Consider the following 17,203-nt stretch of genomic DNA (forward strand, 5'->3'; position numbering starts at 1 on the left):
AGAGATGCGCAGGCGTTCGTTCCTCGGCTTGGCCGCCACCGGTGCACTCGTCCCCACCGTCGCCCAGGCTGATGCCAGGGGCGAACGCTGGATCACCACGTGGACGTCGATGCCCCAGCTGTGCGAACCGCACAACATGCCACCGCCGCCGTTCACCCAGGACAACCTCGTGCTGGCGGACGCCACGTTGCGCCAGACCCTCCAGGTCTCGGTGGGCGGGCGGCGGATGCGGTTGCGGTTCTCCAACGCGTTCGGCGGGGCGGTGCTGCCGATCACCGCGGTCACCGTCGCACTGCCGGTGGACGGCCGTGCGGGCGTCAGTGCGGTCCAGCCGGGGACGGTCCGGCGGGTGACGTTCGGCGGCCGGGCCTCCGTGAACGTCCCGGTCGGCGCGCTGGTTCTGTCCGACCCGCTCGGCTTCACCCTCGCTCCGGGCACGAACCTCACCGTGACCGCCTACTTCGCGAGCGGCCAGGCGTCCACGTCGATCACTTCGCACCCCGGCTCCCGCACCACGTCGTATCTGCTGGCAGGCAATCACATCGACTCGCTGGACCTGCCGGGCGCGACCCCCACCGACCACTGGTACTTCGTCAGCGGCGTCGAGGTGCGCGCGGGCGCCTCCAGCGTGGTCGTGATCGGCGACTCGCTGACCGACGGCCGCGGCTCGACCACCAACGGCAACGACCGCTGGCCCAACCAGCTCTTCGACCGGTTGCGGGGCAAGGACATCGCGGTCCTCAACCAGGCCGCGGGCGGCAACCGCGTGCTCAACGACGGCCTCGGTCCCAGCGTGCTCGCCCGGCTGGACCGCGATCTCCTCGCGCAGAGCGCCGTCCGCTGGCTGATCCTCTTCGAGGGCGTCAACGACATCGGGACCGCCGCGCCGGACGAAACTGCCCAGAAGCAGGTGTCCGACGACCTGATCGCCGCCTACCAGCAGATCGTCGACCGCGCCCACGCACACGACATCCAGGTCTACGGCGCCACGCTGCTTCCGTTCGGCGGCAGCGGCTACGACGATCCAGGCGGCATGCGCGAGTCGGCCAGGCAGACCGTCAACCGCTGGATCCGCACGAGCCACCGATTCGACGCGGTCGTCGACTTCGACGCCGCCGTGCGGGATCCGGCCGATCCGCGGCGACTCCTTGCCGCCGCGGACGTCGGTGATCACCTGCACCTGAACCCGACCGGTTACCGAATGCTCGCGGAGGCGGTACCGATCCGCCTGTTCCGGTAGTCGATCGTCCACCGGAGCAGAGGAAAGGGCGGACGGCACTTCGTGAATGGCCCTCGGGTGCGATGCGGCCGATCGGGGCCACTACTCGCCGCGCCGAGCCGGCCGGGGACGGATCTGACCGGCGCGGGCGGCCCGGCGCAGCAGCAGCACGGTGGCCGCGAGGCAGACCAGGAGCGCGATCAGGCTGGCCTCCGGACCGAACGTGCCGCCCGTGAGCGCTGACGGACCGGACAGGGTGGTGCGCAGCAGTCCGTTGGGCACGTCGTTCGACCCGGACACCGCGATGCCGAAGAGACCGGCGTGGGTGAAGTTCCAGGCGAAGTGCAGACCGATCGGGAACCACAGCGACCGCGTCACGACGTAGGCGGAGGCGAGCATGGCGCCGCCGGTGAGCCCGATCGCCAGCGCTCCCCACAGCGTCGCGTTGACGTTGACCAGGTGCGTCGCGCCGAACAGCAGTGAGGACACGACCAGCGAGATCACGGTCCCCGCGCGTTCCTCCAGGATGCGGAAGAGCACCCCGCGGAACAGCACCTCCTCCATGACCGCGACGCTCGACATCATTCCCGCGAGGCCCAGGAAACCGAAGAAGGAGCCCCAGGACAGCCTGTTCACGCCGCCGAACACCAGGATCACCAGCATCGTGGCGCAGAACAGGCCGAACCCGAGGAGCGCTCCCCTGCCCAGCCCGCGCCACCGGTCCCGCGACTCCAGTTCCGGCACGTCGTCCCGCACCTCGACGGCCTGGGACAGCCTGCGATAGCAGACGATCCCCGCCGCGGCCAGGCCGATCCCGATCGGCAGTGCGAGCAGCGGCAGCGGCGCGACGAGGGTGTCGATGCCCACCACCGCGAGCATCACGACGAACAGCGAGACGAAGAGAACCGGGAACCTGAACGTGCGCAACCGGCGCCTGCGCACGGACAACTCGACGGCTGAACGACTGTCGTCCGGGAAAGCACTTCGCTCCATGATTCCGACTTCCTGGTCGTCTGCGGGAACACCGCGAACACTAGGAAGATCGGCGCCTGGGCGAATCCCACCGGAGAGGACACTCGGGAGTAGCTCTCACGGGGGACAGCGGCCTCAGGAAGCCGGTTCGGCGGTCGCAGCCGCTGTGGCGCTCCCTCCCCCGGTGAACCTCCACCGCCCGTGCGGCACCTTCACCACCGCGACACCACTGGAATGCGGCACGTGCACCTCGGCGGTCAACCCGACCGGCACCTCGACGGTCAGGCGCAGCACGCCGTCGACCTTAGCCCATCCCACGCTGATGCGGCCGCGCACGCTCTCGAACTCCATCCGCGCCCACGCCAAGGCGGTCGCGGCAGGCCGGACCGTGAACGTCCGATAGCCCGCGTCGCCCGGCCGCAGACCGGCCACGTGCTCGTACAGCCATTGCGCGATGGTGCCCTTGAAGTAGTGGTTGCGGGAACGGGTGCCGGTGTCCCACATCTCCCACATGGTGTCGGCGCCGTTCGAGAACCAGTGGCCCCAGCTCGGGTACGACCGCTCGGTGGCCATGGCGTGCGCGACGTCGGCGTGACCGTTGTCGCCCAACGCCTGGAGCAGCACGCTGGCGCCGAGGCAGCCGACGTTGACGTGGTTGCCGTTCGCCCGGACCTCGGCGGCCAGCTTGTCCGCGACCGCCTGGACGGAGCCGGCGGGCACCATGCCGAACGCGAGCGGGATCGCGTTGGACGTCTGGCGGTAGTCGGTGTCCTTGGCGGTGCGGTAGTAGCCGTCCAGGAACGTGTTGTTGAACGCCGACAACAGGTTCGCGGCCACCTCGCGGTAACGCGGGACGGGCTTGCCGATCACGTCACCGAGTTCGGCGGTGTGCACCAACGCCCGGTAGAGGTACGCGGTGGCGGTGAGGCGGGTGTCCTCGGGCGGGATGCCGCCCGAGCCGGGCGGCAGGAAGTCGCCGAGCGCGGTGACCGCGAGGCCGTCGCGCAGCCTGCCGATCTCCCAGTCCAGGTAGCGGGTGAGCACCGGCCAGTGCTGTGCGGGCAGCCGGTCGTCGCCGTAGATCCGGTACATCTCCCTGAGCACGAACGGGTACACGGTCGTCCACTCGGGAGCGGGCGCCAGTTCGCGGTAGCCCCAGCCTCCGCTCGGCACGATCACCGGGAGCTGGCCTGCCTCGTCCTGGCTGTCCGCGAGGTCGCCGAGCCACTTGGTGAAGAACTTCGCCATGCCGAACTCGGCGAGCATCGACGGCGCGCCTACCTGCGCGTCGCCGGTCCAGCCGTTCTTCTCGTAGGTCGGGGTGTCGGTGGGGATGCCGTGCAGGTTGTTCGCGACGGTGCGGCGCATCGCGGCGTCGTACTGTTCGAACAACGGCTCGGAGCAGCGGAAGGTGCTGGCCCGCGACACGTCCGAGTGCACCAGCCGGCCGACGAGCTTCGGCGCCGCCGTCAGTCCGGTCACCTCGACGTAGCGGAAACCCTTGTAGGAGAACTTCGGTTCCCACGTCTCCGCGCCACCGGCGCAGATGTACTCGTCGAGCTGGATGCGGTTGCCGGTGACGTGCCCGTTCTCCATGTGAACGCTGCCATCGGAGTTCAGCGTCTCGCCGTGCTTGAGCCGCACGACAGTGCCCGCGGGGGCGGTGACGGTGAGCTGCGTCCAGCCGGACATCGTGCGGCCCATGTCAGCGACGAACACCCCGGGCCTGAGCACGCTCACAGTCGGCGTGACCGACTCGATCACGCGGATCGGTTCGTGCTCCTGGGCCTTCAGCGTGCCCTTCGGCGCCGGTCTGACGGAAGTGCGCTGCCACGCGCCGTCGCCGAAGCCCGGTTTCGTCCAGTCGCGCGGGGCGAGGCGGGCGTCGTAGGTCTCGCCTGTGTACTGCGAGTTCGACACCGTGGGGCCGTCGGTCAGGCGCCATTCCTCGTCCGACGTGATGGTCGTGCGGGTGCCGTCCGGGTGGTCGATCTCCAGCTGTGCCAGCAGTTTCGGCTCGTCGTGCCACGGCGGGCGCTCCCACCGCCACACGTTCGGCGTCTTCATGCCGTAGAAGCCGCGGCCCAGCGTCACGCCGATCGCGTTGCGGCCACTGCGAACCAGACTCGTGACGTCGTGCGTCGCGTACAGAACGGTGTTGTCGTAGTCGGTGAATCCGGGATCCAGCACCCCGTCGCCGACGCGCCGGCCGTTGATCTCGGTCTCGTGGTAGGCGAGACCGCTGACGTACAGCCGGGCGCGCTTCACCGGCTTGGCCAGTGCGAACTCCCTGCGCAGCAACGGCGCCGGCTGCTCCTTCACCGTGACGTTCGCTCCCCACGGGCCCTGGCCGTACGGCTCGAGCACGGTCGCCGCGGTCCACGCCGAGTCGTCGAAGTCAGGGGTCTGCCAGCCGGGTTGCTCGGTCTGCGCGACCTTCCAGCCTGGACCGGTGACGATCTCGCGCTGACCGCCGGGCAGATCGACCACCAGTCGCAGCAGGAGTCCGGCCGGTCCCGGCGACCTGTTGGTGGCACGGGCGGCCAGCACGATCCGCCGGACGGCCAGACGGGTCACGTCGGCGCGTTGCCCGACCTTCCACACGTCGACCTGTTCCGGGACGTGCAGGACCTCGGAGCCGTTGACGTACAACGTGAAGTCGTCGTCCGCGGTCGCGACGAGCCTGGCACCGACCGCGTCCGCGGGAAGGTCGATCGACGTCCGGAACCACCGGCTCTCCACCGGCGCCGTCGCCGACCAGATCCACGAGGCGCCGGCGAAGGTGATCGACGTGTCCGCGGCACCGATCCACCGCGCCTGCCACGGCGTGCCGAGCAGGGCGGTCTCCCACCAGTTCGTCGTGCTCCACGCCGACACCCGGCCGGAGCCGTCCCACACGCGCACCCGCCAGTGGTACCGCGTGCGCGGCTTCAGTTCCCTGCCCGCGAACGGAACCCCGACCGTGCGGTCGGAACCGACCTTCCCGGACTGCCAGACGTCCGACCGTCCGGGAGCGGTGCCGACCTCGACCTGGTAGGCGGTCTGCCGTGCGCCGGTACCTTCCGCCGCCAGCACCCAGCCGAGCCGGGGTGCCGTGACATCGGTGCCCAGCAGCGTTTCCGCGTACTCGACCGTCGTGCGCACGACCCGCAACCCACCGGCCTTCTCCTCCGGCCCCGCGTGCGCCACCCCGACCGGGAGCGCCGTCGCGGACAGCCCGACGGCCGAAGTCCTGAGGAACTCACGTCTGCGCACGTCGTCTCCACCTTCGTCGCTGGATGAAACGTTTCAATCGCGGCGTCGAGGGCCAGAGTGTGGTGGGCAGGACGGAGTGTCAAGGACTGCGGGAGCAGGCTGTCCGCAATCGGACATCACCGGTTGAATCGTTTAAACGTCAACCGGTCGTGCAGGTGCTTCCGTTGAGGGTGAACGAGGTGGGCGCGGGGTTCGACCCGCTGTACGTGCCGTTGAATCCGATGCCCACCGACGCGTTCGGCGCCAGCGTGCGGTTCCAGGTCAGGTTCGTCGCGGTGACGGCGGCGCCCGACTGGGCGAACGTCGCACCCCAGCCCGGCAGCGTGACCTTCTGGCCGCCTGCGTAGCTGAAGGCCAGCGTCCAGCCGTCGACCGCCGAGGTGCCCGTGTTGGTGATGGTCACGTTGGCCGTGAAGCCGTTGCCACCGCCCCAGTTCTGGCCGGAGTACCCGACCTTGCAGGCACCGGTGCCGCCACCCGCACCGGTCGTCGCCGACACGATGCCGGAACTCGCCGACACGTTGCCGGCGGCGTCCTTGGCCCGCACCTGGTAGCGGTAGGTGGTCGACGGCGTGAGACCGGAGTCGGCGTACGTGGTGGTCGCCGTCGAGCCGACCGCGGCGAACGAACCGTTGCCCACCGCGCGCAGCACCTCGTAGCCGGTGACGCCGACGTTGTCGGTCGACGCCGTCCAGTTCAGCGTGAGGCCCGTGGAGGTGACGCTGGAAGCAGCCGGAGTGCCCGGCGTGGAGGGCGCCACGGTGTCGCCGGGGTTGCCACCGCCGTAGATCGTCGCCTCCTTCGAGGTCTGCCGGACGCCGTTGGCGCCGTTGAGGAACCGCTCGCCCCAGGCGGTGAGGCTCGCCGGGTTGAAGGAGTTCGTCATGTCGAGGTAGCCGACGTCGCTGCTGTTGCCGCTCCACGACCAGCCCAGGTAACCGAGCCCGCGCGACTGGGCCTGCGCCATGATCGTGTCCTCGTCCGGGTCGCCGTCGCTGTGGTTGTGCCCGAACTCCCCCACCACCAGTGGCAGGCCGGCGGTCCGGAACGCGTCGAAGTAGGCGTTGATCTCGGCCGCGGTGTCGTAGACGCCGTACATGTGGATGGAGAACACGGTGTTGCGCAACGGATCGGCGTTGTACACCGAGGCCGCGTTGTCGCGCATGATGTTTCCCCAGTCCTGGCCCCACATCGGCGCGTCGGCCATGATCAGGTGCTGCAACCCCGCACCGCGCAGCCTGCTGATCGCGCTGCTCGTGGCGCTGGCCCACGTCGCGCTCACCGAGGCGTTGTTGCCGAACGGCTCGTTGCCCAGGTTGACGACGACGTAGTTCTCCTGCCCCTTCAAGGCGTCGGCCACGCCGATCCAGTAGGTAGCAGCCTGGTCCAGGCTCGCGGCGCCGCTCTGCTCACCGAACCCGGTGGTGTCGTGCACCTCCAGCACGCAGATCATCTTGTTCTGCTTGCACAACGAGATGACACTGGAGACCTCCGCCGCCGGAGTCGGTCCCCACCGCTGCCCGCTGCCCAGCACGACGCGCACCGTGTTGGTGCCGAAGGACTTCATGTCCGCGAACGCCCTGGTCTGACTCTGGTACCAGACGTGCGCGTGGTTCACGCCGCGCATGACGAACGTGGCGCCGTTGCCCTCGACGACCCGCGTGCCCTCGACGTGCAGGCCCACTGCCGCGGGCTGGGACCGCAGTGCCGCCACGACAGCCGGGTACCAGCGGGCCTCGATCTTCTGGATGCCGGTGGTGCTGTTGGGGTGGACGCCGTCGCCGGTGTCGGCGGCGGTGTCGAACCCGGTCCACTGGTCCACGACCGTGATCGGGGACGCCGTGGTGCTGTTCGCCCGCGCCCAGCCGGGAATCGCGGCGTTCAGGTCGGCCACCCGCTGCCCGCACGCCGAGCAGTTCGACGGGTTCATCGGGATGATCTGGGCGACGACCAGCTTGATCGCGGGGTTGCTCGCCCGCATCTGGCCGAGCAACGCGGTGTAAGCGTTGAGGATCGTGCTCGCCGGGATGTTGTTCCAGACGTCGTTGGTGCCGAGGTGCATGAGCACGACGTCCGGCCGCGCCGAGGAGAGCCAGCCGGGGAGCTGGTTGTCCCGCACGATGTTCGTCGCGAGGAACCCGCCGTGCCCTTCGTTGTCGCCGTCGTAGGTGAAACCACAGCCCGGCGCCGGCAGCGAGCCGACGAAGTCGACGTCGGTGTGCCCGGTGTCCTGCAGGTGTTTCCACAGCAGCGCCCGCCAGCACCCCGGGGAGCCGGTGATGGAGTCGCCGAGCGCCATCACGCGCGCGGGTGCGGCGGCGTTCACCGCGGTGGGAGCGATGACGACACAGGCGGCCAGCAGCAGCCCGGTCACCACCGCTCGAAGAAATCGCAAGGTCACGACGACCTCCTGGGAAATGTTCGATTGATCTCGGGGAATTCTGGGAGCGCTCCCAGAATTCGGACACTAGCCAGCCGATCACCGGCAGACACCGCCGAGTGGCCCACCGGCGGGGCCTGTCCGGTGCGGACATCGGGGCTGACCTCGGATTTGTCCGACCGGACGGCCTCTGTCATACCGTCGAACGCATTCGTCGAATCGACCGCGAACATTCGGCGAACCGTTGACGACCCCCGTTCTCGACTAGATCATGGCAGCGCTCACATCCCATCGGAATTCTCTTTCCCCGGATCCCCCTGCAAAAGCGGAAAGCGAGTCGCAACCCTTCATGTTAGCGTTCACACGACTACTCGCTCTGATAGTCGCCCTGAGCACCGTCACCGCGATCGGCGGCGCACCGGCCTCCGCCGGGCCCGCGATCTCCGGGAACCAGGTCCGGGTACCCGCCGCGCCGATGGGCTGGGCCTCGTGGAACACGTTCTTCGAGAACATCGACCACAACGTGATCAAGGCGCAGGCCGACGCGCTGGTGTCGTCCGGGCTCGCGTCCGCCGGCTACCGCTACGTCAACATCGACTCCGGCTGGTGGAAGGGCACCCGTGACGGCGCGGGCGACATCACCGTCGACGAGACCCAGTGGCCCGGCGGCATGAAGGCCATCGCCGACTACATCCACAGCAAGGGGCTCAAGGCGGGGATCTACACCGACGCGGGCAAGAACGGCTGCGGCTACTACTTCCCCACCCCCGGCCCGCCGCACGCCGGCACCGGCAGCGAGGGGCACTACGAACAGGACATGCTGAGGTTCTCCCGCTGGGGCTTCGACTACGTCAAGGTCGACTGGTGCGGCGCCGACGTCGAGAAGCTCGACGCGCCCGGCACCTATCAGGCGCTCAGCGACGCCGTGGCCAAGGCGAGCGCGACCACCGGACGTGAGCTGGTGCTGTCGATCTGCGAGTGGGGCAAGAACGACCCATGGAACTGGGCGCCGGGCATGGCCCCGTTGTGGCGCACCGGAACGGACATCATCTTCGCGCACGAGACGCCGTCGATCGGCATGGTCCACGAGAACTTCGACAAGAACCAGCGGCCGACCGCGCAGCACACCGGCTACTACAACGACCCGGACATGATGATGATCGGCATGCCCGGTCTGTCCGCCACGGCGAGCCGGGTGCACATGAGCCTGTGGGCGGCCGGCGGTTCGCCGATGCTGCTCGGCAACGACCTGACGAAGATGAACGACAACGCGATCTCGGTGCTGACCAACCGCGAAGTGCTCGCCGTGGGCCAGGACCCGCGCGGGCTGCCCGCCGTCGAGGTCGCGGAGGACGTCCGCGACCAGCAGGTCTACGCGAAGGTGTTGTCCGGCACCGGACGCAGGGCGGTGGCCCTGCTCAACCGGACGTCCTCGGCGGCAACCATGACGGTCAGACTGGCCGATCTCGGCCTGACCGGCCAGATGGCGGCCGCACGCGATCTGTGGAGCGGCGTCGCCACGCCGATCACCAACGGAAGCCACAGCGTCGCGGTTCCCGCGGGCGACGCGGTACTGCTGTCCATCGCCGGTGCGGAGGCGAGCGCCGCCACCTACCCCGTCGTGAACTCCGGCGCCACCGGCATCACCGCCAGTGCCGGCGGGCTGGCGGTAGCCACGTTCGAGTACACCAACAGCGATCGCGTCGCCCGCAAGACCACCCTGCAGGTCAACGGCGGCCAGATCCCCACCACGCTCGCACTTCCGCCGACGCCCAAGGGCACCGTGTCCGCGATCGTGTCCCTGGCGAAGGGAGCCAACTCCCTGACGCTGTCCGGAACCGGGGTGACAGCCGTCGAGGTGCGCGAACTACCCGGCACGGCGGGCACCGAGGTGATCGGCTCGCAGTCCGGCCGGTGCGCCGACATCAACGGCAACACCATCACCAACGGCACTCAGGCCCAGTTGTGGGACTGCAACGGCGGCGAGCAGCAGACGTTCACGCACACCGCGCGCAAGGAACTCGTGGTCTACGGCAACAAGTGCCTCGACGCGTGGGACCACGGCACCACCAACGGCACGAAGGTGGCCATCTACGAGTGCACAGGTGGCACCAACCAGCAGTGGAACCTCAACGCCGACGGCACCATCACCGGTGTGCAGTCCGGCCTCTGCCTCGACGCCTACAACGCGGCGACGACCAACGGCACCAAGCTCGTCCTGTGGACGTGCAACGGCGCCACCAACCAGAAGTGGACGCGCAACTGATGATCAGACCCCTGCTCCTGATCCCCGTGGTGCTGGCGGCGCTCGCCACACCGGCCCACGCCGCCACCGGTGGCAGCTTCGAGGTGCTGACCTACAACGTGGCAGGCCTGCCGGAGCCGCTGTCGTCCGGCGACCCCGCCGTGAACACCCCGTTGATCAGCCCGCGTCTCGCGCCCTACGACATCGTCAACGTCCAGGAGGACTTCAACTACCACGCGGCGCTGTACGCGGGCGACAACCACGCCCACCGCACGCCCACGACCGGTGGCGTCCCGTTCGGCAGCGGCCTGAACACGCTGTCGCACCGGCCCTACAGCGACCTCGAACGCACGAAGTGGTCGTCCTGCAACGGCACGGACTGCCTCACGCCCAAGGGCTTCTCGTACAAACGGGTCGAGCTGGCCGCGGGAGTGTACGTCGACCTCTACAACCTGCATCCCAACGCCGGTACCGAGAACGCGGACCTCGCCGCGCGCCGGTCGAACATCACCCAGCTGTCCCGTTTCATCGCCGCGAACTCGGCGGGCAACGCGGTCATCGTCATGGGAGACACCAACACCCGCTACACCCGTGCCGACGACAACATCCGCGAACTGGCCGGCACCAACGGTCTCACCGACGCGTGGGTGCAGCTCGAACGCGGCGGCCAGGCACCGGCGGCGGGCGGCCCGGCGCTGGTGTGCGACCCGGCGGCGCTCACCGATTCGTGCGAGGTCGTCGACAAGATCCTCTACCGGGGCAACCGGCAGATCACGCTGACCGCACGGGACTACCGCAACGACAACGCGGCGTTCGTGGACGCACAGGGCAAACCGCTGTCCGACCACTACCCGATCGCCGCGCGGTTCGACTGGACGGCCGACGACGGCATCAAGCTCAGCGCCGAAGCCGGCGGTCCGCACGGAAGCCCGTTCACCGACGTCGCGTCGGTCGACCTGGGAGCCGTGCGCACGCTCACATTGCGCGGTGCCAGCAGGTTGGACCAGATCGCGGCCACGCTCACGAACGGCACGACGCTCACCCACGGCGGCTCTGGCGGCACGGCCACGTCCCTCACGCTCGAACCGGGTGAGCACTTCGTGTCCGCGAAACTGACCCAGAGCAAGTACAACGGCCACACGCGGGTGTTCTCGGCCGCCTTCACCACCAACCGGGGGCGCACGCTCTCGGCGGGTCAGCCGACCGGGGAGACGCTCACCGTCACCGCACCGTCGGGCTGGCGCATCGCCGGGTTCACCGGCCGGTCGGGCACCGAGATCGACCGGCTCGGCGCGATCTTCATGCCCGCCTGAGCGACGAGAGGACGTCCGCGCCCAGGGCACGTGCCTGGGCGCGGACGTCAGGTCACCGCGGGACGAGCTTCTCGCAGAGCATCAGCTGAACGTCCGGCTGGATCGTCACTTCCGCCACATGTCCGTGGCACGTCACGACAACTGTCTTCGCACCCTGGAGAGTTCGCAGCGCGACCGCTTTCAACTCCCCTCCGTCCCACCACAGGTCGACGACCACGCCTCCCCGTGCCCGCAGTCCGCGCACCACCCCGGTCGGCCACGCCGAGGGCAGCGCGGGCAGCAGGCGCAGCTCGCCGGTGTGGCTCTGCAGCAGCATTTCCGCGATCGCGGCGGTGGCACCGAAGTTGCCGTCGATCTGGAACGGAGGGTGCGCGCACAGCAGGTTGCGGTACACCCCTCCCCCGTGCGGACTGCCGTCCGTGGCCTCCGTCAGCACCATCGAGAGCAACGTGTGCGCGCGGTCGCCGTCACCGAGCCGTGCCCACAGCGCGGCTTTCCAGGCCAGCGACCAGCCCGTGCCCGCGTCTCCCCTGGCGACGAGCGCACGCCGGGCGGCCTCCGCCAGTTCCGGAGTGCGCACGGGATCGATCTGATCACCGGGGTACAGGCCGTACAGGTGTGACACGTGCCGATGGTCCGGCTCCGCGTCGGGCACCTCGTCGGCCCACTCCAGCAGCCCGCCGTGCGATCCGATCGGCGGTGGCGGCAGCTCGATCCTCCGCACCTCGTCCACCACGTCGTCGCGCAGCCCCAGCACCTCCGCGACCTCGGCCAGACCGGCGAACAGGTCCGCCGTCAACGCCAGGTCCATGGTGGACCCGACGCCGGCCGCGACCGGTTCTCCCCCGGCCAGGTAGTGGTTCTCGGGCGACGTCGACGGCGCCGTCGTGAGCACGCCGTCGCGCGGGACCAGCCAGTGCAGGCAGAACTCGGCCGCTCCGCGCAGCACCGGCCACGCGTGCTCGCGCAGCCAGTCGACGTCACCGGTGAAGGCGAAGTGGTCCAGGAGGTGCCGGCACAGCCACGCCGCGGCCATCGGCCAGTTCGCCCACGCCGGGTCGCCATCGCCGTCGCCGACCGGGGTGGTGAGGCACCACGGGTCGCTGTTGTGGTGCGCCACCCAGCCCGGCGCGCCGTAGAGCGCCTTCGCCGTCGCCGCACCGGGTCCGGACAGCTGCTCGACGAACTCCAGCAGCGGCTCGTGGCACTCGGGCAACGCGGTGACCTCGGCCGGCCAGTAGTTCATCTGCAGGTTGATGTTGAGCGTGTAGTTGCCGCGCCACGGCGGATCGGTGTGCGGGTTCCAGATTCCCTGCAGGTTCGCGGGCAGCGTGCCCGGCCGGGAACTGGTGATCAGCAGGTAGCGGCCGTACTGGAACAGCAACGCCGGCAACGCCCGGTCGGGCCGCGCGATCCGCTCGTCCGTCGGCAGGTCCGGCACCGGGCCCAGTTGGAGGCTCACCCGGTCGAACAACATCTGGTGGGCCTGGACGGCCTGGTCGCGGAACGTCCCCCAGCCCAGCCGGCGGGCCTGTTCGACCCGTTCAAGCGCTGTACGGGAGCATTCCGCGGGATCGTCCACCGGCGCGGCGCCAGGCCCGCGGTAGCCGGTCTCGGTGGTGACGTAGACCGTGTCGCCGTCCACCGCCACGACCACCGCCCAGGCCATTCCGCCCGGCACCACGCCCCGCACCCCCACGATCCCGCCCGCCGAGGTGAAGTGCTCGCCGGGCAACGACCCGCGCAGCACCGGGCTCACGCCGGCACCGGTCACCCGCAGCGCCAGGACGTGCAGGCCCGCATGACACACGGCCTGTCGCCGCACCGCCGTCTCCCCGGTCCGGTAGGAGACGGAGTACGTGCCGGTGCGCAGGTCGAGCTCACGGCGGTAGGCCTCGGCCTGCTCGGGTCCGCCGCCGAGCAGGACGTCGGCCAGCGGCAGGTACTTCGCGGTGTCAGGCCCCTGAAGGCGTCGCAACACCTCTTCCGCCGCACGAGGCGAACCGGCCAGCACGTGCGAACGGGCCTGCTCCACCAGATCCGGATCACCGGACGGCTCCGGCAGCGGCGACCCCGTCCACAGCCGGTCGTCGTTGAGCTGCACCAGCTCGGTGCCGATGCCGCCGAAGCACATCGCGCCGAGCCTGCCGCTGCCCAGCGGCAACGCTTCCTCCCACGCCCCCGCAGGGGCCTCGAACCACAGGCGGGTCACCGCGGGCACCTCCGAGTGTTGAAGCGTTTCGATGACACTACGGACCGGGCGCGTCTTCCGTTCACGACCGGCCGCGTGAACGTTCACATTGACGGTTGACGGAGGCGGTGGCGTTGATTCGACTCGTTCGACACCTCTGCCGTCGAACGGCGCACTCGATTCGACGGCGAGATGCGGAAAACGCTTTCCACATTACGCCGCAACACTTCCAGGCCCTTGCCTCAAGTGTGGAAACGGTTCATCGTAGCCGTCGTGGATCTGCGACGAGGGGTTCTGCTGCCGTTCGTGATCACAGCCGTCCTGGCCGGGCAGCTGCCCGCTTCCGCGCACGCCTCCCCCGCAGAGCACCTCGACCGCGGGCTCGTCGCGGCCACCGTCGAGGGCGGCGTGCACCTGAGCTGGCGCCTGCTCGGCCAGGAGGCCACCGGCGCCACCGCCACCGGCCTCTCGGGACCCGACTTCGCGGTCTACCGGGACGGGAGGCGCATCGCGACCGTCAGCGACAGCACCACCTACGTCGACACCGGCGCGGCACCAGGTGCGCGGTACCAGGTCGCTCCCGTGCGACGTGGTGTCCCGCTGGGGCGCAGCAGGTCCGTGACGGCATGGACGGCGTCCCACCACGACCTGCCGCTGCGCAAGCCCGCGGACGGCGTGACGCCGGCCGGTGAGCACTACACCTACTCCGCCAACGACGTCAGCGTCGGCGACGTGGACGGCGACGGTCAGTACGAGTACGTCGTCAAGTGGGATCCCAGCAACTCCAAGGACGTCTCGCAGGTTGGCTACACCGGACCGGTGTACCTCGACACGTACCGCCTCGACGGCACGCTGCTGCACCGGATCGACCTCGGCGTGAACATCCGGGCGGGCGCGCACTACACCCAGTTCCTGGTCTACGACTTCGACGGCGACGGCCGCGCGGAGCTGATGACGAAGACCGCGCCGGGGACTCGTGACGGCCGCGAGCGGTTCATCACGATGCCGCGCGAGGACGTGCGCGCCGGCTATCGGCACACCGACGACTACCGGCTCAGCCCGGAGGGCTACCGCGACCACCTCGTCGGCGTGTTCCGCGGTTGGAGCGAACATCCCGAGGTGGTCTCCGGCAGGTGGCCCGCGACGCTGGAACAGGCGTTCGGCATCGAGCCGCGGTACGCCTACCCGCTGTCCACAGAGGACGCTGTCGCACTGGCCGACCACTTCATCGACGTCTACGCGCCGTCCCGCAGCGCCAACAACAAACTGCGCCAGTTCGCCGGTTTCATCGTCGACGGCCCGGAGTACCTGACGGTCTTCGACGGCGCCACGGGACGTGAGCTGCAGACCGTCCGCTACGAACCCGGCCGCACCGACGACGGCCTGATGTGGGGCGACTACGCGATGTCCCGCATCGAACCGGGCAACCGAGTCGACCGCTTCCTGTCGGGAGTCGCCTACCTGGACGGCAAGCGTCCGTCCGCGATCTTCGCCCGCGGCTACTACACCCGTTCCACGGTAGCGACTTACGACTGGGACGGACGGCGGCTCAAGAAGCGCTGGCTCGTCGACAGCGGCTGGGTGCCGATGACGAACCCGTTCCGCGACACCCCGCACGGCCGCGACGGCACGAACCCGAGCCACGCCAAGCTCACGACGCAGGGCTCGCACTCGTTGAGCGTCGCCGACGTGGACGGCGACGGCAAGCAGGAGATCATCTACGGCGGCGCGACGCTCGACGACAACGGCTCGTTGCTGTACAGCTCGGTCGGCGTGCTGCCGCCGGGCAGCGCGGAACCGGGAGCCGAGGTCCGGGTCGGGCACGGTGACGCCCTGCACGTCACCGACATCGACCCGAACCGTCCCGGCGTTGAGATCTACATGGTCCACGAGGGCGCCCGCTCCGCCCCGTACGGCTACGCGCTGCGCGATGCCCGCACCGGAGCGACGATCTACGGCGCCTACTCCGGAATGGACACCGGCCGCGGCATGATCGGCGACGTCCGCCCGGACGTGCCCGGCCTCGAGACGTGGTCGTCCATGCCGAACGGCTCGGACTCCGCCGGCACCTGGAGCGCGGACGGCCGCCGGCTCGAGAACCGTTCTCCTGGAACGAACATGAGCATCCGTTGGGCCGGCGACCTGACGACCCAGATCGTGAACGGCGCCCAGGACGTGACGCCGTCCGTCGACGACTGGCGGCGCGGCACGCTCCTCACCGCCACCGGGACGCGCGCCAACAACGGCACCAAGGGAAACCCGTCGCTCGTGGCCGACGTGTTCGGCGACTGGCGCGAGGAACTGGTCGTGCGCACGCAGGACAGCACGGCCCTGCGGTTCTACCTCAGCACCGAACCGACGAACCACAAGATGTACACGCTCATGCACGACCGCCAGTACCGCGTCGAGGTCGCCCGCCAGCAGACCACCTACAACCAGCCGTCCTATCCGAGCTTCTACTTCGCCTCGGACGTCGACTGGTCGCGCGTTCCCCTGCCCTCGCACCGATTGGCCGGATCATGATCACACGACTTCTCGTCACGGCGGCGGTGCTCGCGAGCACCGCCGTCGTGGCCCCGGCGGCGTCCGCCGCCACCACGAGCTCGCCCACCGACCCGAACGTCAGGTACTTCGGCCGCTGGAACACGAGTTCGTCCAGCGCCTACGTCTCCGAGTGGGCGGGCGCCTACCTCGTCGTCGGCTTCACCGGCCGGACGGTGAAGCTCAAGCAGCGCCGCGCGATCGACTTCTTCGTGAGCATCGACGGCGGTCCTGACGTGTCCTACGTGAACCGGACCGGCACGGTGGACCTCACCCCGGCACCACTGGCCGCGGGCAACCACACCCTCCGCGTCTCCTACCGCCCGATCGCGGGCTCCTACAAGGGCGACGCGGTGTATCAGGGCATCGAGATCGACACCGGCGCACGCACGTTCGCGCCCACCGTGCCGTCGAAGATCATCGAGTTCGTCGGTGACTCGATCACCGTCGGCCAGCTGTCGTCGAAGCAGGCGCTCACCGCGTACGGCTGGCTGACCGGCGAGAAGCTCAAGGCCGGCCACACGCAGATCGCGGTGGGCGGCGCGTGCCTGCACCCGGCGGCGGACGGCTGCCTGAGCATGCGCGAGGGCTTCCTGCGCACCGGCCTGGCGCTGACCGCGCCCGCGTGGAACTTCGGCCGCTACAAGGCGAACGCCGTCGTGATCAACCTCGGCACGAACGACGTCGGCCACAGCGTCACCAAGGACGAGTTCCGCTCCTCCTACGTCACGCTGCTGCGGCGTGCGCGGGAGAAGTACCCGACGGCGGCGATCTTCGCTCTCGCCACGTTCCGCAAGCGGTACGTCCCGGAGACCCAGGCGGCGGTGAAGACCCTCACCGACGGCGGCGACCGCAACGTGCACTTCGTCGACACACTGGGCTGGATCGACGAGGCCACCGACACGTCGGACAACGTGCACCCGAACGACCAGGGCCACCGCAAGATCGCCGAAAGGCTGGCACCGATCGTGGCGGCCAGGATCTAGTGTCGTGCGCCGGAAATCCGTCGCTAATGTCCCCGCGTGCGGTTGAAGATGGCGCGGATGAGGTGGCATGCGGCCGGTGGAACGACTTCAGCGGCGAACTT

The 17,203-nt window shown here is 69.5% G+C and carries 9 protein-coding genes; 5 read left to right on the forward strand and 4 right to left on the reverse strand.

Features of this window, described 5'->3' with window-relative positions; genetic code table 11:
* Positions 1 to 4 precede the first annotated feature (4 nt).
* Complete coding sequence (locus ACIRG5_RS03550) at positions 5 to 1,240, forward strand: SGNH/GDSL hydrolase family protein (protein WP_402899521.1); 1,236 nt, start codon at positions 5 to 7, stop codon at positions 1,238 to 1,240.
* A gap of 81 nt (positions 1,241 to 1,321) precedes the next feature.
* Here ACIRG5_RS03550 and ACIRG5_RS03555 read toward each other — a convergent pair whose 3' ends face one another.
* The 3 genes from ACIRG5_RS03555 to ACIRG5_RS03565 form a co-directional block, all read right to left on the reverse strand.
* The gene (locus tag ACIRG5_RS03555; protein ID WP_402899524.1) at positions 1,322 to 2,212 is read right to left on the reverse strand and encodes a lysostaphin resistance A-like protein; all 891 of its coding nucleotides are present in this window, start codon (positions 2,210 to 2,212) and stop codon (positions 1,322 to 1,324) included.
* A gap of 114 nt (positions 2,213 to 2,326) precedes the next feature.
* Complete coding sequence (locus ACIRG5_RS03560; protein ID WP_402899527.1) at positions 2,327 to 5,446, reverse strand: family 78 glycoside hydrolase catalytic domain; 3,120 nt, start codon at positions 5,444 to 5,446, stop codon at positions 2,327 to 2,329.
* Positions 5,447 to 5,585: 139 nt separating this feature from the next.
* The gene (locus ACIRG5_RS03565) at positions 5,586 to 7,847 is read right to left on the reverse strand and encodes a cellulase family glycosylhydrolase (RefSeq protein ID WP_402899530.1); all 2,262 of its coding nucleotides are present in this window, start codon (positions 7,845 to 7,847) and stop codon (positions 5,586 to 5,588) included.
* A 328-nt stretch (positions 7,848 to 8,175) separates the two neighbouring features.
* On the opposite strand from ACIRG5_RS03565, the gene ACIRG5_RS03570 reads away from it, so the two are divergent.
* Entirely contained in the window at positions 8,176 to 10,092 is a 1,917-nt protein-coding gene (locus tag ACIRG5_RS03570; protein WP_402899533.1) for a ricin-type beta-trefoil lectin domain protein, read from the forward strand.
* Positions 10,092 to 11,384, forward strand: a complete 1,293-nt coding sequence (locus ACIRG5_RS03575; protein ID WP_402899536.1) for a jacalin-like lectin — start codon at positions 10,092 to 10,094, stop codon at positions 11,382 to 11,384. The genes ACIRG5_RS03570 and ACIRG5_RS03575 overlap by 1 nt, the downstream gene beginning before the upstream one ends.
* 52 nt (positions 11,385 to 11,436) lie before the next feature.
* Here ACIRG5_RS03575 and ACIRG5_RS03580 read toward each other — a convergent pair whose 3' ends face one another.
* Complete coding sequence (locus ACIRG5_RS03580) at positions 11,437 to 13,596, reverse strand: glycosyl hydrolase family 95 catalytic domain-containing protein (RefSeq protein WP_402899538.1); 2,160 nt, start codon at positions 13,594 to 13,596, stop codon at positions 11,437 to 11,439.
* Positions 13,597 to 13,848: 252 nt separating this feature from the next.
* Between ACIRG5_RS03580 and ACIRG5_RS03585 the strand changes: the two genes are divergently transcribed.
* Positions 13,849 to 16,098, forward strand: a complete 2,250-nt coding sequence (locus ACIRG5_RS03585; protein WP_402899541.1) for a rhamnogalacturonan lyase — start codon at positions 13,849 to 13,851, stop codon at positions 16,096 to 16,098.
* Positions 16,095 to 17,102: a GDSL-type esterase/lipase family protein gene (locus ACIRG5_RS03590; protein WP_402899544.1), complete on the forward strand. Its 1,008-nt coding sequence runs from the start codon at positions 16,095 to 16,097 to the stop codon at positions 17,100 to 17,102. Before ACIRG5_RS03585 ends, ACIRG5_RS03590 begins: the two co-directional genes overlap by 4 nt.
* Positions 17,103 to 17,203 lie beyond the last annotated feature (101 nt).

Source organism: Lentzea sp. NPDC102401 (assembly GCF_044765805.1).
Lineage (GTDB): Bacteria > Actinomycetota > Actinomycetes > Mycobacteriales > Pseudonocardiaceae > Lentzea > Lentzea sokolovensis.